Source organism: Streptomyces davaonensis JCM 4913 (assembly GCF_000349325.1).
Lineage (GTDB): Bacteria > Actinomycetota > Actinomycetes > Streptomycetales > Streptomycetaceae > Streptomyces > Streptomyces davaonensis.
On record NC_020504.1, the window covers coordinates 1,267,766 to 1,286,586 of the forward strand.

21 protein-coding genes are annotated in these 18,821 nt (G+C 71.4%); 8 read left to right on the forward strand and 13 right to left on the reverse strand.

The annotated features are described in order from the left end of the window. Window positions 1-92: 92 nt before the first annotated feature. Both BN159_RS05605 and BN159_RS05610 read right to left on the reverse strand, forming a co-directional pair. Window positions 93-860: a CbtA family protein gene (locus BN159_RS05605; protein WP_015655945.1), complete on the reverse strand. Its 768-nt coding sequence runs from the start codon at window positions 858-860 to the stop codon at window positions 93-95. Between the two features lie 15 nt (window positions 861-875). Continuing rightward, window positions 876-1,097: a CbtB domain-containing protein gene (locus BN159_RS05610; RefSeq protein ID WP_015655946.1), complete on the reverse strand. Its 222-nt coding sequence runs from the start codon at window positions 1,095-1,097 to the stop codon at window positions 876-878. Window positions 1,098-1,365: 268 nt separating this feature from the next. On the opposite strand from BN159_RS05610, the gene BN159_RS05615 reads away from it, so the two are divergent. After that, window positions 1,366-1,944 (forward strand): histidine phosphatase family protein, encoded by a 579-nt coding sequence (locus BN159_RS05615; protein ID WP_015655947.1) that lies wholly within the window; start codon window positions 1,366-1,368, stop codon window positions 1,942-1,944. A 13-nt stretch (window positions 1,945-1,957) separates the two neighbouring features. Here BN159_RS05615 and BN159_RS05620 read toward each other — a convergent pair whose 3' ends face one another. Together BN159_RS05620 and BN159_RS05625 are read right to left on the reverse strand one after the other, a co-directional pair. Beyond that, entirely contained in the window at window positions 1,958-2,695 is a 738-nt protein-coding gene (locus tag BN159_RS05620) for a hypothetical protein (protein ID WP_015655948.1), read from the reverse strand. Then, entirely contained in the window at window positions 2,688-3,269 is a 582-nt protein-coding gene (locus BN159_RS05625) for an RNA polymerase sigma factor (protein ID WP_015655949.1), read from the reverse strand. Before BN159_RS05625 ends, BN159_RS05620 begins: the two co-directional genes overlap by 8 nt. A gap of 187 nt (window positions 3,270-3,456) precedes the next feature. Here BN159_RS05625 and BN159_RS05630 point away from each other — a divergent pair, with 187 nt between their 5' ends. Further along, window positions 3,457-3,921 (forward strand): cupredoxin domain-containing protein, encoded by a 465-nt coding sequence (locus BN159_RS05630; protein ID WP_015655950.1) that lies wholly within the window; start codon window positions 3,457-3,459, stop codon window positions 3,919-3,921. Between the two features lie 102 nt (window positions 3,922-4,023). Here BN159_RS05630 and BN159_RS05635 read toward each other — a convergent pair whose 3' ends face one another. Continuing rightward, window positions 4,024-5,463: an MFS transporter gene (locus BN159_RS05635; RefSeq protein WP_015655951.1), complete on the reverse strand. Its 1,440-nt coding sequence runs from the start codon at window positions 5,461-5,463 to the stop codon at window positions 4,024-4,026. 161 nt (window positions 5,464-5,624) lie between these two features. Between BN159_RS05635 and BN159_RS05640 the strand changes: the two genes are divergently transcribed. Together BN159_RS05640 and BN159_RS05645 are read left to right on the forward strand one after the other, a co-directional pair. Next, complete coding sequence (locus BN159_RS05640) at window positions 5,625-7,034, forward strand: hypothetical protein (RefSeq protein ID WP_015655952.1); 1,410 nt, start codon at window positions 5,625-5,627, stop codon at window positions 7,032-7,034. A gap of 4 nt (window positions 7,035-7,038) precedes the next feature. Beyond that, window positions 7,039-8,736 carry an SEL1-like repeat protein gene (locus tag BN159_RS05645; RefSeq protein WP_015655953.1) on the forward strand — a complete coding sequence of 566 codons (1,698 nt, stop codon included), beginning with the start codon at window positions 7,039-7,041 and terminating at the stop codon, window positions 8,734-8,736. A gap of 9 nt (window positions 8,737-8,745) precedes the next feature. Here BN159_RS05645 and BN159_RS05650 read toward each other — a convergent pair whose 3' ends face one another. Next, a complete protein-coding gene (locus tag BN159_RS05650) occupies window positions 8,746-10,287 on the reverse strand; it encodes an FAD-dependent monooxygenase (RefSeq protein WP_041818843.1) in 1,542 nt (513 codons plus the stop codon). Between the two features lie 102 nt (window positions 10,288-10,389). Here BN159_RS05650 and BN159_RS05655 point away from each other — a divergent pair, with 102 nt between their 5' ends. Then, window positions 10,390-10,986, forward strand: a complete 597-nt coding sequence (locus BN159_RS05655) for a DinB family protein (RefSeq protein ID WP_015655955.1) — start codon at window positions 10,390-10,392, stop codon at window positions 10,984-10,986. A 47-nt stretch (window positions 10,987-11,033) separates the two neighbouring features. On the opposite strand, the gene BN159_RS05660 is transcribed toward BN159_RS05655, so the two are convergent. Then, window positions 11,034-11,999: a pirin family protein gene (locus BN159_RS05660; RefSeq protein WP_015655956.1), complete on the reverse strand. Its 966-nt coding sequence runs from the start codon at window positions 11,997-11,999 to the stop codon at window positions 11,034-11,036. Window positions 12,000-12,111: 112 nt separating this feature from the next. On the opposite strand from BN159_RS05660, the gene BN159_RS05665 reads away from it, so the two are divergent. Then, window positions 12,112-12,627, forward strand: coding sequence for a MarR family winged helix-turn-helix transcriptional regulator (locus BN159_RS05665; protein ID WP_015655957.1), 516 nt, complete (start codon window positions 12,112-12,114; stop codon window positions 12,625-12,627). After that, on the forward strand, window positions 12,624-13,091 hold the full coding sequence (locus BN159_RS05670) for a MarR family winged helix-turn-helix transcriptional regulator (protein WP_015655958.1): 468 nt from the start codon (window positions 12,624-12,626) through the stop codon (window positions 13,089-13,091). Before BN159_RS05665 ends, BN159_RS05670 begins: the two co-directional genes overlap by 4 nt. On the opposite strand, the gene BN159_RS05675 is transcribed toward BN159_RS05670, so the two are convergent. After that, on the reverse strand, window positions 13,081-14,478 hold the full coding sequence (locus BN159_RS05675; protein WP_015655959.1) for a PepSY-associated TM helix domain-containing protein: 1,398 nt from the start codon (window positions 14,476-14,478) through the stop codon (window positions 13,081-13,083). The two genes, BN159_RS05670 and BN159_RS05675, sit on opposite strands and share 11 nt — an antisense overlap. 132 nt (window positions 14,479-14,610) lie before the next feature. Between BN159_RS05675 and BN159_RS05680 the strand changes: the two genes are divergently transcribed. Next, on the forward strand, window positions 14,611-15,258 hold the full coding sequence (locus BN159_RS05680) for a peptide deformylase (RefSeq protein WP_015655960.1): 648 nt from the start codon (window positions 14,611-14,613) through the stop codon (window positions 15,256-15,258). 13 nt (window positions 15,259-15,271) lie between these two features. Here the strand turns inward: BN159_RS05680 and BN159_RS05685 are convergent, their stop codons facing one another. From BN159_RS05685 to BN159_RS05705, 5 genes are all read right to left on the reverse strand, one after another. Then, window positions 15,272-15,688 (reverse strand): hypothetical protein, encoded by a 417-nt coding sequence (locus BN159_RS05685; RefSeq protein ID WP_015655961.1) that lies wholly within the window; start codon window positions 15,686-15,688, stop codon window positions 15,272-15,274. After that, window positions 15,672-16,163, reverse strand: coding sequence for an RNA polymerase sigma factor (locus BN159_RS05690; RefSeq protein WP_015655962.1), 492 nt, complete (start codon window positions 16,161-16,163; stop codon window positions 15,672-15,674). The genes BN159_RS05685 and BN159_RS05690 overlap by 17 nt, the downstream gene beginning before the upstream one ends. Before the next feature lie 86 nt (window positions 16,164-16,249). Then, the gene (locus BN159_RS05695) at window positions 16,250-16,858 is read right to left on the reverse strand and encodes a class F sortase (RefSeq protein WP_015655963.1); all 609 of its coding nucleotides are present in this window, start codon (window positions 16,856-16,858) and stop codon (window positions 16,250-16,252) included. Next, the gene (locus BN159_RS05700) at window positions 16,855-17,217 is read right to left on the reverse strand and encodes a Tat pathway signal sequence domain protein (protein ID WP_041818845.1); all 363 of its coding nucleotides are present in this window, start codon (window positions 17,215-17,217) and stop codon (window positions 16,855-16,857) included. The genes BN159_RS05695 and BN159_RS05700 overlap by 4 nt, the downstream gene beginning before the upstream one ends. Before the next feature lie 121 nt (window positions 17,218-17,338). Next, window positions 17,339-18,772: a dihydrolipoyl dehydrogenase family protein gene (locus BN159_RS05705; RefSeq protein WP_041818847.1), complete on the reverse strand. Its 1,434-nt coding sequence runs from the start codon at window positions 18,770-18,772 to the stop codon at window positions 17,339-17,341. Window positions 18,773-18,821 lie beyond the last annotated feature (49 nt).

Consider the following 18,821-nt stretch of genomic DNA (forward strand, 5'->3'; position numbering starts at 1 on the left):
AACAGTGACGTCGCACCCCCAGAACGCGACTGGACCCGCCGGGCGCGCCCCCGGCGGGTCCAGTCGCGGTGCTGTATGCGGCGCCGACCGCGTCAGGCAGCGGGTACGGAGACCTCAGCGCCCCTTCCGGCCGGGGCAGTGGCCGCCCTCGGTTCCAGCACACGCTCGGCCAGGAAACCGAAGAGCAGGCCGAAGGCGGCCCAGAGCAGGGCCTGGACGCCGAGGGAGGCCATGCGGAACTCCCACAGATCCGTGGCCGGGAAGCCGTTGGGGACGTTGTCCCCGGCCGGCAGGAACACCATCGCGACCGTCACGGCCGCCACGAAGGCCAGCCCGGCGGCGATGGAGGCGTTCCAGTTGCCCCACGCGGGAGCGAGCCGACGGCCCAGCAGGACGGCCGTGATGCCGAGCAGGATGCTCAGCGCGATCATCAGGAAGTACAGAGCGGTCCGCTGATTGAGAGTGTCGGGGTCACCGACGGCGGGCGGGTTCGCCGGGTACTTCAGGGTGGGGACCAGGTAGACGGTGAGAAACGCGGCGAGTGCGGTCAGCGCGCCCGTGGCCCGGGCGCCGAACCGGCCGATCCGGCCCAGCGCGAAGCAGAAGGCGAGAGCGGCGATGCCGCCGACGGCCACGCCGAAGACGAGGACGCCGGTGGCAAGACCCGCGGTCGACTGCACCGACCGGCTCACCAACTCCTCCCCGCCTTCGGCGTGGTGGGAGTTCGACTCCTCGAACGCGATCGCCGCGTCGACCGACCCCTCGCCGACGAAGTACGCGAAGACGAAGGCCAGCACGCCGGCGCCGAGGCCCGCGAGCATGCCGCGCACCAACAGGGCACGCACAATGGCGGAGTTCATGTTGTCCGCTCCCCGTCAGTGGCAGGGGAAGCCGAGCAGATGACGGCCGTCGTGCACCCATTCATGGATGCCCTCGCCGGAGAAGACGGCGAAGGCGCCCTGCTCGGCGCCGACGAAGTAGAGCAGGACGAGCATCAAGAGGCCGAAGAACAGGGCCCAGGGCAGGATGGCGCGAACGGGCAGCGGGGCTGCGACGGGCAGAGCGGTGGGGGCGGGGGCGGCAGTGGACTGCGCCATGGCGAGACCTCCTTGGGAACACGCGTCCCATGTCATGTGGAGCACTCGACGACGGCTTCGGGTCTGACTCACCGCCATCCCCCGCACCCGGTAGGGGGCAGGAGTGTGCGGCACACAGTGGCGCGACCGTGCCGGGTTTGCACCGGACTTCCGAGGTGCGCCGTCGTCCTTGTCGCCCAGATCGTAGGGGCAAGCGGGCATTCGGCCAACATGGCGTGCGCCACCTACGATGAGCCGGCCGGAGCAGATCCGGCGAAGGGGGGCGCTCATGACGATCCGGCTCACGCTGTTGTGCGCCGCCGCACCGACGAGGCGCGAGGTGCGCTTCGCCGACGACACCCCGCTCGACGAACGGGCACAGCGCCAGACGCGCGCGACCGCCCCCACCCTCCCCGCGGCCACCGCCCACCGCACCGCACCCTCACAGCGCTGCCGTCAGACCGCCGAGGCCCTCGGCTGGGACCCCCTCATCACCGAACCGGCGCTGCGGGACATGGACATGGGCCACTGGTACGGCCGCACCCCGGAGGAACTCGCCACGGCGGACCCCTCCGCATTCGCCGCCTGGTTGAGCGACCCGGAGGCCGCCCCGCACGGCGGCGAGTCCGTGGCGGACGTGTGCCGGAGGGTCGCCGGCTGGCTCGACGCGCTGCCGGCCGACACCGGGCGGATGGTGGCCGTCGTCGAACAGTCGGTGGCCCGTGCCGCGGTGCTCTGCGCACTGTCCGCCCCACCCACGTCGTTCTGGCGCATCGACGTACCGCCCCTGGGCGCCGTGCAGCTCACCGGGCGGGCGGGACGGTGGAACCTGCGGATGGGTGCCGTCGGGGGAATGGCGGACGGCTGAAGGCGGGCTGCGCTCACCGGCTCTGCCGTGCGTCGAAGTGGGCCGTGGCCAGGACGGAGCCGTCGGCGTCCAGCAACTGGGCACCGGACAGTGTGTCCGAATCGACTCGGGCAGGGGCTCCCCAGTAGCCCCGGCCTGCGTTGTCGAGGGAGAAGTCCCCGATGTGGACCGCCGTGCCGTCCGTACGCTCCAGGCGGCAGCTGACCTTTCTGGCGTCCGGGTATCCGCCGTACGAGCCTGCGGCCTCTGACTCGTCGCCGAGGTGGACCGACATGTACACCCAGCCCGGAGAGTCGGTGTAGGCGAAGATCCGGCCCACCGGGCGGTGGTCGGGGGTCAGCAGTGACGCCGACAGCAGGCCTTGCTCCGATCCGGGGGGCTCCGCGCTCTGCGAAGGGGGCGTCGGCTCTCCGTCGACCGCCGTACCGACGGCCCAGCCGCCGAAGCCGAACCCGAGGGCGATCACGGCGGCGGCAGCGACCGCCACGCCGGTCCGTGGTCGCCGCCGTGGCGTCGGCCGGTTCAGGCGCAGCCGGTCCAGCACCCGCGTCTCGAAACCGGAGGGCGGCTCGCTGCCCGGCAGGAGCGAGAGCAGGCCGTCCGCGACGAGCGACAGCTGCTCGACGTGCTCCCGGCAGGCGGGGCAGCGGTCCAGGTGGGCGATCGCGTCGGCACGCTCCTGGCCGTGGAGGGCGCCCAGCGCCAGTTCGTCGGCGACGGCCCGCAGGCTCGCGCAGTCCCGGTCAGTCATGATCGGCTCGCTCGGGTCCCAGAACGGTCCGAAGCTTCCCCATCGCCGTCCTGATCCGTGTTTTCGCGGTGCCCAGGGGGATCCCCTCCGATTCGGAGATCTGCCGTGCGGTCATGCCGTAGATCCGGGCCATCACCACGGCCCGCGCCTGCTCACGCGGCAGCCCTGCCACCGCGGCCCGTATCCGCGACGCCGCGTCGTCGGCCAGCGCCCACTGTTCCGGCGTCCGGGTCACTGTGCCGAGCAGTTCGTCGAGGTCCTCGGGGGAGACCGGGGTCGCGTTGCGCGCGCGGACGGCGTCGATCGCCAGGTTGTGCGTGATCGTCGCGAGCCACGTCTTCACCGATCCGCGCCGGGAGTCGTAGACCTGCGCGTGCCGCCAGGCGCGTTCGAAGGCCTGCTGGGCGATGTCCTCGGCGAGCTGGGGGTCGTCGACCACGGCGACGGCGATACCGAAGACCATGCGCTGGAACCGGCGGACGAAAGCGAGGGCGATCTCCGGGGCGCCGGACGCCAGTCCCGCCAGCAGTGCCTCGTCCGAGAGCCGCCCGAGCGGCAGGCCCGTTCTCCGCATACCAGTGAATACGGCGAACCTCGCCGAACGGATTCCCCCGCTTCCACGTGGGATCACGGTCCCCATTCTCCCGCTTGCCGGAAATCTCCTGGCGCGGTCCGTCCGTACTCCTGGTCAGGAACGAATGGTCAGGAACGAATGGTCGGGAACGAATGGCCGGGAACGATTTCTCACGGAGGGCCGAGACATGGCGACGACGTTCATGACGTTCGGGCGCAGGTACGTCGGGCCCGGGCTGGCCGCCGGAGTACTGGCGGCCGGCCTCGTGGCGTGCGGAGGCGGAAACGGAGACGACAGCGATACCGGCTCGGCCTCGTCGGGCACCCGGGTGGACGTCACGATGACCGACTTCAGGCTGAAGCTGTCCCGAACGACGCTCACAGCGGGCGACTACACCTTCGTGGCCACGAATGACGGAAGCCACGACCACGCCCTGGAGATCGAGGGGGCCGGAACGGAGGACAGGACGAGGACGCTGGAGCCCGGAGAGTCGGCGAACCTCACCATCACGCTGAAGGACGGCACGTACGAGGTCTACTGCCCCGTCGACGATCACAAGGACATGGGCATGAAGTCCGAGCTCACTGTCGGCGGCACCTCTTCACCCAACACCGACACTGACACCGGCACGAACGGTGGCTATGGCTACTGAGTGCACGGCCGAGGGGGCCGCCCGTCACCGGTTCCCCGGCGCCGGACGGCCCTTCGATGGTTCGCTTGCCCTGCTGCGGAGTACGGGCATCGATCACCGCCCTTATACGGCGGCCTTGTCGCCCCGTGCCCCCGAAGCAACCGCGGCCTCCTCCGCCGCGGCCCTGTCGCCGCGCATCGCCAGCAGGGTGACGAGCCCGCCCACCGCGGCGATGGCGGCGGCCCAGGCGAACGCCGCACTGAAGCCCGCCGTCAGCGCGGGCAGGTTGCCCAGCCGGCCGGCGCCCTGCGACGTGGCCACCGCGGTCAGGGCCGCGAGGCCGAGTGCCGAGCCCACCTGGTAGGTGGTGTTGACGATGCCGGAGGCCAGGCCCGCCTGCGCCTGCGGTGCCCCGGACATCGCGGCCATCATCGCCGGGATGTAGGCGAGCGACATGCCCAGCGCGGCGACCAGCGACGCGGGCAGCACATCGACCACGAAGGTGCCGGTAGGCTCGACGGCGGACAGCCACAGCAGACCGGCGGCGAGCACGAGCAGTCCGGCGCCGATCAGCGCCTTGGCCCCGAACTTCGCGAGCAGCCTCGCGGTGATCGTGGTCATGAAGATCATCAGGAGGCCGGTCATCGGCAGCAGCGCGGCACCCGAGGCGAAGGCGCCGTAGCCGAGGACCTGCTGGAGGTAGAGGTTGAGGAAGTACCACATGGGGATCCACGCGGCGCCGAGCAGGGCCATCGCAAGGTTGGCCGAGCCGAGCCGCGGGACGCGCCAGATGCCGAGCGGCATCAACGGTTCGCGCACCGTCTTCTGGATCACGAGGAAGAGCACGAGCAGCGCGGCGGCGCCGGTCAGTTGAAGCACGGTGCCGGTGGCGGTCCAGCCTGCCTCCGGCGCGCGGACGACGGCGAACACGGCGAGCGCCAGGCCGCCGGTGACCGCGGCCGCTCCGAGCACGTCGACGGCACCGCGGCTGCTGCCGACGTCCGGCAGGAGCTTCGTGGCGGCGAGGGTGGCGACGCCGATCGGGACGTATATGACGAAGATCCACGGCCAGCTCAGCCACTCGGTGAACAGGCCCCCGAGGAACACACCGGCCGTGCCGCCCGCCGGAGCTGCGGCGCCGTAGAGCGCCATGGCCTTGCCGAGCTCCTTCGGGTCGTGTGCGAAGAGCATCATCAGCAACGTCATGGCCGACGGCGCGATCAGCGCACCGCCCACGCCCTGCACGGCCCGGCCGACGACCTCCACCCAGGCGGTCTGCGCGGCGGCCGCGACGATCGAGCCGACGATCAGCACGACCCATCCGGCGCTGAAGATCTTGCGCGCGCCGATGAGGTCGGAGAGACGGCCGCCGAGCAGCAGAAGCCCACCGAAGGCGATGACGTACGCGTTGAAGACCCATTGCAGCTCGCCCTGCGAGAAGCCGAGGTCCTTCTGCATCTCGGGGAGCGCCACCCCGATGATCGACGTGTCCATGATCACCATGAACTGCGCGGCGGCGAGCACGAGGAGCGCCCACCAGCGTCTGGGATTGATGGCTGACATGACTCCCACCCCTTCTCTTCATACCCCCAGGGGGTATCTGACGGCTGCACCGTAACATACCGGTGGGGGGTATGCGAGGGGCGTGGCCCGATGTAGATCATTCGTTTGGGCCGCGCAGCTTCCCGTGCGGCGGCCCCGCTTCTACATGCCAGGGGGATTCGATGACCGCTCGTGACGCGGTGCCGGGGCTGGCCGCCAATGCGTCCGCACCCGCAGACGTCCTGCTTCGCCTCGTGCCGCCCGAGCACGACTGGGACATCGTCACCCGGCTCGTCTATCGCAAGTCGCTGCCGGCCGAGGTCGGAGAGGCCCTGCTCACCCACCCCGACCGCCGAGTGCGCAGCGCGCTCGCCGAAGGCCCGCAGGTCGACCCCGAACTGCGGGCCAGACTCCTGGACGGCCCGGCCTCGGACGCCATCTGCGTCGCCGTCGGTCCGACCCCCTACCGTGCGACGGTCGCTCCCCTGCCGGCCTGGGCGTACGAGCGACTGCTGAGCCACGAGAGGCACATGGTCCGGCACGAAACGGCACTGTCCGCCCATGTCCCCGTCCACGTACTCGTGCCACTGGCCACTCACGAGGACTGGGTGTTGCGGAAGGCCGCGTGCCGCCGCGTCTGGTCCGAACTCCCCGACGACGTACGCACCGCGCTCCTCGACGACCCGGACCACGAAGTCCGCAAGACCGCCGCTCTGCACGTCATGCACGAGGACGCCGAACGCACCGCCTGGCTCGTAGACGCGCTCGACGAGTGGCAGCTCGGGGATGTGCTGGAATCCGGCCTGCTCACCCGGGATTTGGCCGAACGCATGATGGGCCGTGCCGACGACAGGCACCTGAACCGGCTCGCGCTCAATCCGACGTTCCCCGCCGACCTCGCGGCCCGGCTGGCCGATCACGAGGACCCGCGGGTGCGGCTCGCGGTCTCCGCACGACCCGAGCTGACGGAGGATCAGCGGGCCGCGATCGACTGGACGGTGGGACCCGAGGACCGGCTGGACCCCTTGACGTGGGTGTGGCGCTCACGCGGGGACGAGGACGTGCTGCGCCGCTGCGCGCACTCGGCACACACCTGGCTGCGGCGCTCCGCAGCGATCTGCGCGGAGTTGCCCGAGGACTGCGTGCAACTCCTCGCCGACGACGAGGACTTCGCCGTACGACTGCTGCTCGCCGAGTGGCATCCGAAGGCGCCGCCGGAGCTGCTGTACGACCTGTATCTGCACGGCACGCACCGGGCCGTGTACATGCTCACCTCCCGCCCGCAGTTCCCGTCGGCCGGACTGGCGGCGCGCTGCGCCGACGCGGAGGATCCGAGGGAACGCGCCCTCGCGCTGCGCGATCCGGACGCTTCACCGTCCCTGGTGGAGCGGCTCAGCCGGGACGTGAACGCGAGGGTGCGCGAGGCGGCGGCCTTCGACCCCAGGCTGCCGCTGCCCAGGCTGGTCGAGCTGCTCAACGACCCGCATGAGTGCAGCGCGGCAGCGGCGGCCAACCCCTCGTTGCCGGTGGCGGAGATGCGGGCTCTGCTCGACCGGGCGGGAGTGCCGGAACTGCCGACTACGTGCTCATGAAACGATGTTGATCGTGAGTCAGGACATACAGACCCGGGGAGAGGCGCTCGTCGCCGCAGCACGCGCCGACGACGCGAAGACCGCCCGTCGGCACACCGACTTCTTCGTGCTCGGCCATCGCGTGGACGAAGGCATCCCGTACTGGGAGCAGGCGGTGGCGGCGGGCGACGCGTTCTCGCACTACACCCTTGCCCGGTACCGGAAGATCCGAGGGAACCGGCCGGCGGCGGAGGCCCTATACCGCGCCGTAGCCGACCGCCACTCCGGATGCGCGTACGGACTCGGTGTACTGCTCAAGGAGAACGGCGATCCGGAGGCGGCCGAATGGTTCCGGCGCGGCTGGGAGAGCGGCCGCGACCTGAGCTGCAAGATCGAGCTCGGCAAGCTGCTCGCCGCAGAGGGCCGGCTCGACGAAGCGCCGAAGTTCCTGATGAGCGACATCGAGATCGGCGACATCGCGGTCTTCCGCTGGGTGCAGCTCTTCGAGTCGATCCGCAAGGAGTTCGACCGCGTGGCCGCGGACCTCGACGCCGCGGAGGCGGCGGAGGACGGGGACGCGGCGGCAGCGGCCCTACGACCGCTCTTCGACATGGAGAAGCACTTCCGCGACTACCCGGGCCTGACCGTGGAGGCCGCGGGCTACTACCGCCGAGCCTCCGCGCTCAGCGCGTCGGCCCGCGTGGACCACGCCGTATTCCTCACGGAGACAGAGACCGCCGACGACGTCTCCTGGTTCGAGGCGCGCGGCCTGCTGGTCCAGGCCCACGAGGACGGCTACGAAGGCGCCGCGTACGTGCTCGGGGCCGTCCACGAGCAGCGCGGCGAGCTCGCCGACGCCGAGCGCTGGTACGGCCTCGCGGCCGACGCCGGGCACCCGGCCGCCCAGTGGAACCTCGGGCTCCTCTGCCGACGGCAGCGGCGGTACGACGAGGCCGAACGCTGGTTCCGGCAGGTCGGTGAGGACGACGAGGACGTCGTCGCACAGCTTCAGCGGATCGCCGCGGCGCGGGAGGCGGGCGGCATCGCGCCCGGCAAGGACTTGCACAGGCTGCCCGGGCTGCGCGAGCGCGCGGAGGCGGGCGACGTCCAGGCCTCGTACGCGTACGGGAAGATCCTCCGCGACTGGGCCGGCGCGGCCGACCGCCACGTGGTCCGCTGGATCGAGCCCGCGGCGCAGGCCGGCGACCCGGAGGCGGCGTACGACCTCGCGGAGCTGTACCGCTCGATGCGCAGGCAGCCCGCCGTGCGCGATGACTGGTACCGCAGGTCCGCCGAGGCGGGACACCACGACGCGTGCAACGAGATGGGCTGGCTCTCCGAGCACCACCGCGACTACCAGGAGGCCGAGCGCTGGTACGTCCGCGCGGCCGAGGACGGCTCGTCGCTGAACGCCATGCTCGCGGGCAAGCTGAAGGCGCAGCGCGGCGCGCACGACGAGGCGGAGCCCTATCTCCGCAAGGTCTGGGAAGAGGACGGCGACGCCGCGCACCGGACTGAGGCGGCGGGGTACTACGGACTGGTCCTGCACCGGCTCGGTCGACTCACGGAAGCCGTGGAACCGCTGCGTATGGCTGCCGCGAAGTGGGACGAGGACGTGCGTGCTCGTTACAGCCCGGACGACCTTGTTGTCCTGGCCCGGACGGCCGACCCGGCGAAGGAACTCGCGGAGGTGGAGGTTGCGTTGGCGGCGGGACAGTCCTGATCGTCCGTATCAACGGGAACGGGGCTCTCGCCGCACCCACTGGGCGAGATAGGCGCCGAGCCCCTCCAGGTCCGCCCCCTCGGCGACGTAGCCGAGGTGCCCGTCGGGGCGTACGAGGCCATGGGCGACGCCGGGCGGCCAGGGGCTGCGGTCGCCGATCCGGTGCACCGTGACGAGGTCGGCCCGGCCCTCCAGAAGCGGGGCGAGCCGCTGGTCGGGCCAGAGGCTCGGCGGCCCGGCCAGGAGCAGGTGCCAGCCCGTTGTGGCGGTCAGGCTCTGTAGCCCCCGGGGCAGGTCGGGCAGCCGGTCCCCCGCTCGCGGCCCACGCCGCGGTGTGCGCGAGCCCCCAACGGACAGCGGGCTGCGACGGTAGTGGATGCCGAGCTCGGAGACGGTGCGGAAGAGCCGCCTGCGCAGCGGCCGCGCGCGCAGCACCAACGGGGCGACATACGGGGCCAGTTGGTTACGGGCGAAGCGGATGACCGGGTTGCCGCTGGTGCCGATCGTGAAGGCGCGATCGGTGAGACGCCGGACGAGTCGCCCGACAGGGGCGCGCTCGACCTCGTACGTCTCCAGCAGTTCCTCGGGTGCGGCACCCCGGCACACCAGGGCGAGCTTCCAGCCGAGGTTGAGCGCGTCCTGGATCCCGGTGTTCATCCCCTGCCCGCCGGCGGGACTGTGAATGTGGGCCGCGTCGCCGGCGAGGAAGCAGCGCCCGGCGCGGTAGTGGGCGGCGCCGCGATTGTGGAGCCGGAAGTCCGTCATCCAGGCCGGGTCCCGCAGCAGCAGGCCGTCGTCGGCATAGCGCCTGGTGATCTCCTGAAGCAGGGCCGGCGTCACCTCCGTATCCGGCAGATCGGGCGGCCGCATGGCGAGCAGACGCCAGGAGGCGGGCGACCCGAGGGGGAAGAAGAACAGCATCCCGCTCCCGCTCACGTACGAGTGCACGGCCCCTTTCGGCTCCAGGCCGTCGACCTCCAGGTCGGCGAGCAGAAACGTCTGCGGATAGGCGTACCCCTCGAAGCCGATGCCCGCCTGCTGACGAACGGTGCTGTGGGCACCGTCGCACCCCACGACGTACCGCGCCGCAACGGCCTCCTCCACCCCGTCACGCCCGCGCAACCAACACACAGTGTGCGAGCCGTTCACCTCTGTCCGAACCAGCTCAACGCCCCGCTCGACCGTCACGCCCCGCGCGCCAAGATGCTCGCTGAGAACCTGCTCGGTCTCGGCCTGCGAAAGGAACAGCAGGAAGGGATAGGCGGTGTCGGTCAGCCCGATGTCGAAGAGCCGCAACGACACGACCCGCCGAGGCACATGCATCCGCACCTGTATCGCGGTGTTGCCGCGAGCCACCAACTCATCCGCCACCCCGCCCCCGGCGAGTACCTCAAGCGTCCGAGGCTGCACGACCAGCGCCCGCGACTCCCGCACCCGATCAAGAGATCGGTCGACGACCCGAAACCGAGCCCCGTACTCCCTCAACTGCGCGGCAAGCGCAAGCCCGGTCGGACCTGCACCGACCACCAGCACGTCCAGTGGCGCTGTCATGAATCCACGGTAGCGACAGCCATCGCCACAAGCTCGGCCGGTCGTTGCGGACCATGTACGGGATCTTGAGGCGATGAGCAGCCCATGGCAGGCTCATGCCGCATGATCGATGAATTCGCGAAGGACAACCTGCACGGGAGACTTCGGCGGGACCGCGAGGCGTTGCTCTGGAAACTCGACGGCTTGTCCGAATACGACGCCCGCCGACCTTTGACAGCGACCGGGACCAATCTCCTCGGCCTGGTCAAACACGTGGCCACCGTCGAGGCCAGGTACTTCGGCGAGGTCTTCGACCGCCCTTCCCCGGAACCCCTGCCCCGGTGGCAGGACTACACCGGCGACGATCTGTGGGCGACCGAGGACGAGACCCGCGATCAGATCATCGGGTTCTACCGGCGCACGTGGGAACACTCGGACGCGACGATCAACGAGCTTCCCCTCGACGCCCCCGGCCACGTGCCGTGGTGGACGGAGCCCTGTCCGAACACGAACCTGTTCGCCGTCATGCTCCATGTCCTCAGCGAGTCCATCCGGCATGCCGGGCACGCCGATATCCTGCGCGAGGGCCTCGACGGCAGGACCGGGGTGCGCCCCGAATACGAGCAGCCGATCGACGAGGAAGCCCGTGCAGCCTACTGCGCGAAGATCGAGCAGGCCGCCAGGTCGGCCGTCCAGGGCCGGTCAGCCGTATCGCCGTAGCAGTCCGTCCACGTACGCCTCCAGCCGTGCTCCCAGTACCTCGGGCGTCAACGCACCCGACCCCGCGGCTTCAGCCGCGTCACCGGCAGCTCGGGAGCGGGCAGCGGAGCGCCGTCGTAGCCCTTCACCTCGCCGAAGCGGGTGCCTGACATCCAGTCCCGGCGGGCCTGTTCGATCTCCTCCTGGGACCGGGCGATCCAGTTCCAGAACATGATCAGTTCCTCCTCGAACGGCTCGCCGCCGAGGAGCATCAGGCCCGCGTCCGAGGTGGCGCGGAGGGGGAGTTCGGTGCGGCCGCAGCCGAGGTAGAGCATGGAACCGGGGAGGACGGGAACGCCGTCGACCTGAGCCTCGCCGGACATGGACAGGACGGCGTACTCGAAGTCCGGTTCCAGGGGGAGGCGTACGTCCGCGCCCTGGGCGAGGGTGAGGTCGGCGCCGACCAGAGGGGTGTACGTCGTTCCGGGGGAGGCCGCTCCGTCGAGGGCGCCGAGGATCAGGGTCGCCGTCAGACCCGGCGCGGTGACCGTCGGCAGTTCCGTGTGGTGCTCGAAGCGGGGCTCGGTGTGGCGGTCGGTATCGGGGAGGGCGACCCAGAGCTGGGCGCCGTGCAGGTAGCGGGCATGGACGCGCGGGCTCTCCTCGGAGTGGCTGATCGCCCGACCGGAGGTCATCAGGCCCAGTTCGCGCGGGCGGATCGTCTGGAGACTGCCCGTGGAGTCGCGGTGCAGCACCTCGCCCTGATGCAGCCAGCTCACCGTCTGGAGCCCCATGTGCGGGTGCGGCGGCACCTGCATCCCCGGCTCGTCGGCGATGTCGTCGGGGCCGTAGTGATCGACGAAGCACCAGGCGCCCACCATGCGGCGACCCAGGTTGGGCAGCAGTCGGCGCACTTCGGAGGACTCGCCGAGCTTGACCCGGCGCGGGCTGAGGAGTTCCCGTACGGGCTCCGCCACGACGAAGCCACGGCCACCGCACACCGCGGGCACGGCCTCGCGATCAAGATTGCTCATACCGCCCAACCTAGCCGCGCGGGAGCCGCCGCGTCAGGCCAACTCAGGTGGACTTCACGGCCTCACCCGAAAATAGTAGCCATGTACATAGTAGCCATGTACTCTATCGGTCATGAGTACGGCTGAAGCGGGCGCGACGCCCGGATTCCTGGTCTGGCGCCTGTCCATGAAGTGGCGGGTCGCGGTCGACCGCGCGGTGGCCCCACTGGGGCTGACGCACGCTCAGTACGCCCTGGTGGCATCGCTGTACGGCATGCACCGCGGCGGACTGCGCCCGAGCCAGCGACGGCTCGCCGACCACACCGGACTCGAACCGCTCTACGTCTCCAAGCTCGCCCGCTCCCTGGAGTCCGCGGGGCTCCTGGAGCGCACCCGTGACCCGAACGATCCGCGCGCGGTACAGCTCGCGCTCACCGAGCGGGGCCATGAGCAGACCCGGCAGGCGATCAAGGTCGTCCACGGGCTGCTTCAGCAGTTGCTGGCACCGCTGGGCGGCTTGGACAGCGCGCGCACCCAGGAGTTCACCCGGGACCTCGCCATCCTGCTCGACGCACCTCTCGACCCACTCGCCATCGATGGCGATTCCGACAAGTCCAACGCCGACAAGTCCAACGAGGAGCAGTCATGACCACCAACACCCCGACCACCACCCCCGCCAGCACTCCCCTGCTCAACCCCCAGGTCATCGGCCTCGCCCACTACGCCGGCCGGGCGGTTCTGGAGCGGGTACTGGCCCGCCACGGCATGACGTTCCAGCAGTCCATCGCCCTCCGGCGGGCCGCCGCCCAGGGACCGGTCGAGCGGGACGGCCTCGTCGGCGGTGTCGTCGACGCGCTGAAGGTCACCCCCGCGGAGGCCCACTCCGTGGTCGACGAGCTGATCACCGCGGACCTGCTGAGCCCCGAGGGCCCCTCGCAGGTCCGCATCACGGACACCGGCCGGGAACTCTTCGACCGGACCTCCGCCGAGACCGCCCCGATCAGCGCCCGGGTCTACGCCGGCATCCCGGAGGAGGACCTGGCCGCCGCGGGCCGGGTGCTGACCCTCATCACCGAGCGGGCCAACGCCGAACTGGCGGCGCTCAGCGACTAACCTCCGCGCGCCCGCGCCGGTGCGCGATCTCGCCGAGCACGATGTCCACGGCAAGGAAGGCCAGCAGCGTGATCCCGAGCAGCGGGATGAAGTAGCAGACCACGGCCGCCGCCACCGCCAGCGGTACCAGGATCTGCGGCGGCACCTGCTGCCAGGCGCCGCGCCGGATCGGCCGCCCGAAGGCGGAACCCCGGCCCCGCTGCCACCACATGCGGTAGCCCCAGACGATCAGCAGGATCAGGGAGAGCGTCAGCAGCATCAGGGCGATCTGACTGGCCAGGCCGAACAGCACACCGGTGTGCAGGTCGATGCCCCAGCGGGTGAGCTTGGCGAGCACCGGGTAGTCGGCGAACCGCAGTTCGTCGGTGACCTGGCCACTGGCGGGGTCGACGGCGACGGAGTCCGCCTTGGTCGGCCAGCTGCGCTGGACCTGCTTCACCACGTACGCCGACTCCGCGTCCGCGGGCGGCACGATCTCGACCGGGTCGCCGAGCCCCTTCGCACGGGCCGCCGCGAGCACCTTGTCGAGGCCGATGCCGTGCGCCGCGTCCCCGGCTGCGGCCGAGGCGCCGTGCCCGGAGTGGTCGCCGCCCGCGCTCGCCGAGATCGACGGGGTGGCCCCGCCGAGCGAGGTGCGCAGTTCGTCGATGTTGGCGCCGGTGTACTGCGACCAGGTCAGTCCGGTGGCCGACAGGAAGAGGAACCCGGCGGCGGCCCAGGCGCCGACCGTGCCGTGCAGGCCCAGGGTGCGGCGGCGGCCGCTGGTGCCGCGCAGCTTGCGGCGGGCCCGGCGCCGGGAGAACCACAGCACCAGACCGCCGAGGGCGATCACCCACAGCCAGCTCGCGGCGAGTTCGCTGTAGAGACGGCCGGTCTCACCGAGCCGCAGATCGCGGTGGAACTCGTCGATCCAGGTGCGCAGCGGAAGGGCACCGGTCGAGCCGTACTGTTCGAGCGAGCCGCGCACCTCGGCGGTGTACGGGTCGACGAACACGGCGAGGGTGCGCTCCTCGTTCACGCCCTCGACGCCGGAGAGCATCACCCTGGTGGTCGCGTCGTCCTCCGGGGAGGGCCGTACGGCCGCGACGGCACCCTCGGGGTGGGCCTTGCGGGCGGCGGCGACCTGCTCGGAGATCGGCAGCTTCTCGTCGCCTACGGGGACGGTCAGTTCGTGGGCGTACACGATCTTCTCGGCCGGGAAGGACGCGGCGTACAGGAAGCCCGTCGCGGCGGCGACGAGCAGGAACGGTGCGACGAGAACTCCGGCGTAGAAGTGCAGCCGCAGGACGAGCGGGCGCAGGGTTGCCCAGGTGCGGGGGCGGGCCGGCGCCGGGGCGACGTCGGATTGGGGAGCCTCGTCCGTGGTGGTCGAGGGAGCGGTGGACATCGGAGGGCCTCTTCGGGGCTGGGGACGCTTGGTGTGCTGTAGCGGTCCAGTAGTCGGGGCGCGCGGGCCCCGAGTTCCCGACACCGAAAGTGACCCGCGTCACACCAATGCGCCCCATGGCATCCTGACGCGATGGCATCACCCACTGATCACGCGCCCTTGGCCGAACTGGTCGAGCAACTCCTCTCCACGGACGGCCCGTTGCCGATCGTCGCGGCCGGCGACCCGGTGCTGCGGCGCGGAACCGAGCGCTACGACGGCCAGTTGGGCCCCGCCCTGCTGGCCCGCTTCATCGAGGCCCTGCGCCTCACCATGCACACGGCACCGGGCGTGGGCCTCGCTGCCCCGCAGGTCGGCGTCCCGCTGCGGATCGCGGTGATCGAGGACCCGGCACCGGTGACGGAAGAGGTACGGCTGGCGCGCGGCCGGGTGCCCCAGCCGTTCCGCGTCCTGGTGAACCCGTCGTACGAACCCCTCGGCACCGCCCGCGCCGCGTTCTTCGAGGGCTGCCTGAGTGTGCCGGGCTGGCAGGCGGTGGTGGCGCGGCCCGTCGAGGTGCGTCTGACGGGCGAGGACGAGAACGGCCGTACGGTGGATGAGGAGTTCAGCGGCTGGCCCGCCCGGATCGTCCAGCACGAGACGGACCACCTGGACGGCATGCTCTACCTCGACCGTGCAGAACTGCGCTCACTGTCCTCCAACGAGGCGATGACCGAGCGATGGACACAGGCGACACCGGAGGAGGCCGCGGCCGCGCTCGGCTTCGACGTCCCGGACTGAACCGACGGGCGCCCTACCCGGCCGAGACCTCGGTTGGCGCCGAGGGCACCGTGAATTCCTGTGACGGAGTCGGCGCCGCCGTGGGTTCACCGGTGGGGCGGGGCTCCTCGGGCCGCGGCGTCGGCGCTGCGGACGGGGTCGGAGTCGGAGTCGGGGTCGGGCTGCTCGCGGGTGGTGGGGCCAGGGGGACCGTCGGTGAGGCGGGCGTCTCGGGGGTCGCCAGTTGGAACGGCAGGGCGATGAGGAGGGCGACGGCGGAGGCGAGGCCGATGCCACCCGCTGTGCGGAGCGCCCGGCGGCGGGTCGCGGTGCGGCGGACGGTCTCGTAGCGGCCGGGGGGCGCAGCGAGGTAGTCGGGGGTGGGCCGGAGGATGACCGCCAGGGGGTCGTCGGGGTCGTGCTCCGGGTCGTGGTCAAAGCGTGTGGTCAAGGCTTCTCCTCAGGTGGGCGCGGAGCAGTTCGCGGGCCGCGTGGAGGTCGGCCTTGACGGTTCCTTCCTTGCGTCCGGTCAGCACGGACACCTCCCGGATCGGCATGTCAGCGTAGTAGTGCAGGAGGATCGGGACGCGGAGTCGTTCCGGCAGTGACTGCACCAGCAGGCGCACCGACGGGTCGGCCTGTTCGGGGTGGGGGCGGACGGCGGCCTCGGACGTCACGCGGCGCATGGCCTTGCGCTCGCGCTCCAGCTTGCGCCAGTGGTCGCGGACGAGGTTGGCCGCCGTGACGTAGAGGAAGCCGCGGGGTTCGTCCACCTTCGTCCAGCGGGCCCAGAGCCGGGTGAACGCCTCCGAGGCGATCTCGTGGGCCGTCTCGTCGTCGTCGACGAGACGGCGGCACCAGCCGGCGAGGCGCGGGTAGAGGGCGGCGAACAGTTCGGACGCTGCCTTGTCGCGGGACCGTTTCAACGCTCTCCATGGTCGTGGGGGTCACCGGAGAAGAGGATGCCGGGCCGTCGGCGTACGTTCCTCGGGCCCGGAATCCGTTCTGCGGGTCAGGGGGATGCGGCCTTCAGTTCGGCGAAGACGATGACGTTGTCGCGGTAGTCGTCGCCGGTCCGGGGTCCGCCGCACGTGATCAGCCGCAACTCCGGGCGGTCCACGTCCCCGTAGACGTCGTCCGCCGGGAAGTCCGCCTTGGCGACCGTCCGCACGGCGCTGACGGCGAACACCGCCTCCGTGCCGTTTTCCAGGCGCGCCTCGATCCGGTCGCCCCGGCCCAGGCGCGAGAGGTGGCGGAAGACGCCGTCCCCGTACGTGCCGACCGTGACATGGCCGAGGATCACCGACGGGCCGACCTGACCCGGTGTCGGCGAGTGCTCGTACCAGCCCGCCCGGTCGTGCGCCGTGATCGGGGGCACTTGCACGCTGCCGTCCGGCGTCAGGCCCAGCCGGATGAGCGGGGTGTCGACGTCGATGGCCGGGATGCGCAGCCCGAGCGGCACCGAACGCCGCAGGGACTGGCCCGAGTTCGCGGAGCGCCGCTGCCGTCGCGAACCCCTGGATCCCGCGGCCGCGTCCGCACCATCACCCCCGTGAACGCCGCAACCCACGAGCGAGGCCAGCGCCGCCGTCGTGAACGCGCGCCTGGAAAGCGGGGTCATGCCCCGGTCGCCCGCCGGCGCCGTACGACGTAGAACGCCGCGCCACCCGCGACGAGCGCCGCGGCAGCGCCCCCGCCGATCAACGCGCCGTCGCCGCCGGACTCCGAGGACGCCTGCCCCACTCCGGTGTCGGGCGCGCCGCTCGGGACCACGGAGACCTGGCCCGGGGCCGGCTCCCGGGTCGGCTCGGTGCCGGGCTCCGAGGGGGCGGGCGTCGGCGCCTCGGTCGGATCGGCGCTCGGAGTCGGGGCAGCCGTGGCGCTCGGGCTGGGCGACGACTCGTCCGCGAACGCGGGCGCGCTGCCCGCCATTACGGCGGTGCAGACAAGTGGAAGGGCGGCAAGGACAGTTCGGCGCATCGAGACGCTCTCTCTTCTTCGGTCCGCCCGGTGCCGAAGCACGGGGCGGACTGACTGACAGATCGAGCGGAGAGACGACGCGCCGGCGAAGTGGGTTGTAAAGAGACGGCAAAGCCGTCGCTCAGTTGTCCCGGTACGTCTCCAGCAGCCGCAACCACACCTCACTGATCGTCGGATACGACGGAACCGCGTGCCACAGACGGCTGATGGGGACCTCGCCCGCCACGGCGATCGTCGCGGAGTGGATGAGTTCGCCGACGCCGGGGCCGACGAAGGTGACGCCGAGGAGGATCTCGCGTTCCAGGTCGACGATCATGCGGGCACGGCCGCGGTAGCCGTCGCCGTAGAGGGAGGCTCCGGAGACGTTGGCGAGGTCGTAGTCGACGGCTCGGACTCGGTGGCCCGCCTGTTCGGCTTCCGCCAAGGAGAGGCCGACCGCGGCTGCTTCGGGGTCGGTGAAGACGACCTGGGGGACTGCGGAGTGGTCGGCGGTGGCGGCGTGGGCGCCCCAGGGGTCCGTTTCCAGGAGCGGGACTCCAGAGGCTCGGGCCGCGATCGCGGCGCCCGCGATGCGGGCCTGGTACTTGCCCTGGTGGGTCAGGAGCGCGCGGTGGTTGACGTCGCCCACGGCGTAGAGCCAGTCGCTGCCGATGACGCGGAGGCTGTCGTCGACCGGGAGCCAGGAGCCGGGTTCCAGGCCGATGGTGTCCAGGCCGATGTCGTCGGTGTGCGGGGCACGGCCGGTGGCGAAGAGGATCTCGTCGGCCTCGATCCGCTCGCCGCTGTCGGTGACCACCACGACCGTGCCGTTCTCGCGGGTCACGGATGTCACTGACGTACCCGTGCGGACGTCGGCTCCCGCCTCCTTGAGCGCCTCGGCCACCAGCTCACCGGCGAACGGCTCCATGCGGTTCAGCAGACCCTTGCCGCGGACGAGCAGGGTGACCTGGGAGCCGAGGGCCTGCCAGGCGCAGGCCATCTCGGTGGCGACCACTCCCCCGCCCACCACGACCAGGCGCCCGGGGGCCTCCTTGGCACTGGTGGCCTCGCGGCTGGTCCAGGGCTTCACGTCGGCGAGTGCGGGCAGGTCGGGCAGGACGGCGCGGGTGCCGGTGGAGACGGCGACGGCGTGCCGGGCGGTCAGGACGCGCTCCGTGCCGTCGGCGCCGGTCACGGTGACCTGGCGGGCGCCGGTGATCCGGCCGTGGCCGCGGTAGAGGTCCGCGCCGATGCCCTCCAGCCAGCCGACCTGGCCGTCGTCCTTCCAGTGGGAGGTGAACGCGTCCCGTCGGGCCGTGATCTTCGCCGTGTCGAGGGGGCCCTGCACCGCGGCGGCGAGGCCGGGCAGGCGTCGGGCGTCGGCCTGGGCGATGACCGGGCGCAGCAGGGCCTTGCTGGGCATGCACGCCCAGTACGAGCATTCGCCGCCGACCAGTTCGCTCTCCACGACCGCGGTGGACAGACCGGCCGCACGGGTGCGGTCGGCCACGTTCTCCCCCACGGGCCCGGCTCCGAGCACTACGACGTCGTACGCGATGGATTCCGTTTCCGTCATGGGGTCAGTCTGGTGGGTGGTGTGCGCCGTGGCCACACGGGTACGTGCG

Excerpts from the sequence above, each read along its gene's own strand:
- BN159_RS05605 (WP_015655945.1), bottom strand. The coding sequence starts at position 860 with ATGAACTCCGCCATTGTGCGTGCCCTGTTGGTGCGCGGCATGCTCGCG.
- BN159_RS05610 (WP_015655946.1), bottom strand. The coding sequence starts at position 1,097 with ATGGCGCAGTCCACTGCCGCCCCCGCCCCCACCGCTCTGCCCGTCGCA.
- BN159_RS05615 (WP_015655947.1), top strand. The coding sequence starts at position 1,366 with ATGACGATCCGGCTCACGCTGTTGTGCGCCGCCGCACCGACGAGGCGC.
- BN159_RS05620 (WP_015655948.1), bottom strand. The coding sequence starts at position 2,695 with ATGACTGACCGGGACTGCGCGAGCCTGCGGGCCGTCGCCGACGAACTG.
- BN159_RS05625 (WP_015655949.1), bottom strand. The coding sequence starts at position 3,269 with ATGCGGAGAACGGGCCTGCCGCTCGGGCGGCTCTCGGACGAGGCACTG.
- BN159_RS05630 (WP_015655950.1), top strand. The coding sequence starts at position 3,457 with ATGGCGACGACGTTCATGACGTTCGGGCGCAGGTACGTCGGGCCCGGG.
- BN159_RS05635 (WP_015655951.1), bottom strand. The coding sequence starts at position 5,463 with ATGTCAGCCATCAATCCCAGACGCTGGTGGGCGCTCCTCGTGCTCGCC.
- BN159_RS05640 (WP_015655952.1), top strand. The coding sequence starts at position 5,625 with ATGACCGCTCGTGACGCGGTGCCGGGGCTGGCCGCCAATGCGTCCGCA.
- BN159_RS05645 (WP_015655953.1), top strand. The coding sequence starts at position 7,039 with ATGTTGATCGTGAGTCAGGACATACAGACCCGGGGAGAGGCGCTCGTC.
- BN159_RS05650 (WP_041818843.1), bottom strand. The coding sequence starts at position 10,287 with ATGACAGCGCCACTGGACGTGCTGGTGGTCGGTGCAGGTCCGACCGGG.
- BN159_RS05655 (WP_015655955.1), top strand. The coding sequence starts at position 10,390 with ATGATCGATGAATTCGCGAAGGACAACCTGCACGGGAGACTTCGGCGG.
- BN159_RS05660 (WP_015655956.1), bottom strand. The coding sequence starts at position 11,999 with ATGAGCAATCTTGATCGCGAGGCCGTGCCCGCGGTGTGCGGTGGCCGT.
- BN159_RS05665 (WP_015655957.1), top strand. The coding sequence starts at position 12,112 with ATGAGTACGGCTGAAGCGGGCGCGACGCCCGGATTCCTGGTCTGGCGC.
- BN159_RS05670 (WP_015655958.1), top strand. The coding sequence starts at position 12,624 with ATGACCACCAACACCCCGACCACCACCCCCGCCAGCACTCCCCTGCTC.
- BN159_RS05675 (WP_015655959.1), bottom strand. The coding sequence starts at position 14,478 with ATGTCCACCGCTCCCTCGACCACCACGGACGAGGCTCCCCAATCCGAC.
- BN159_RS05680 (WP_015655960.1), top strand. The coding sequence starts at position 14,611 with ATGGCATCACCCACTGATCACGCGCCCTTGGCCGAACTGGTCGAGCAA.
- BN159_RS05695 (WP_015655963.1), bottom strand. The coding sequence starts at position 16,858 with ATGACCCCGCTTTCCAGGCGCGCGTTCACGACGGCGGCGCTGGCCTCG.
- BN159_RS05700 (WP_041818845.1), bottom strand. The coding sequence starts at position 17,217 with ATGCGCCGAACTGTCCTTGCCGCCCTTCCACTTGTCTGCACCGCCGTA.
- BN159_RS05705 (WP_041818847.1), bottom strand. The coding sequence starts at position 18,772 with ATGACGGAAACGGAATCCATCGCGTACGACGTCGTAGTGCTCGGAGCC.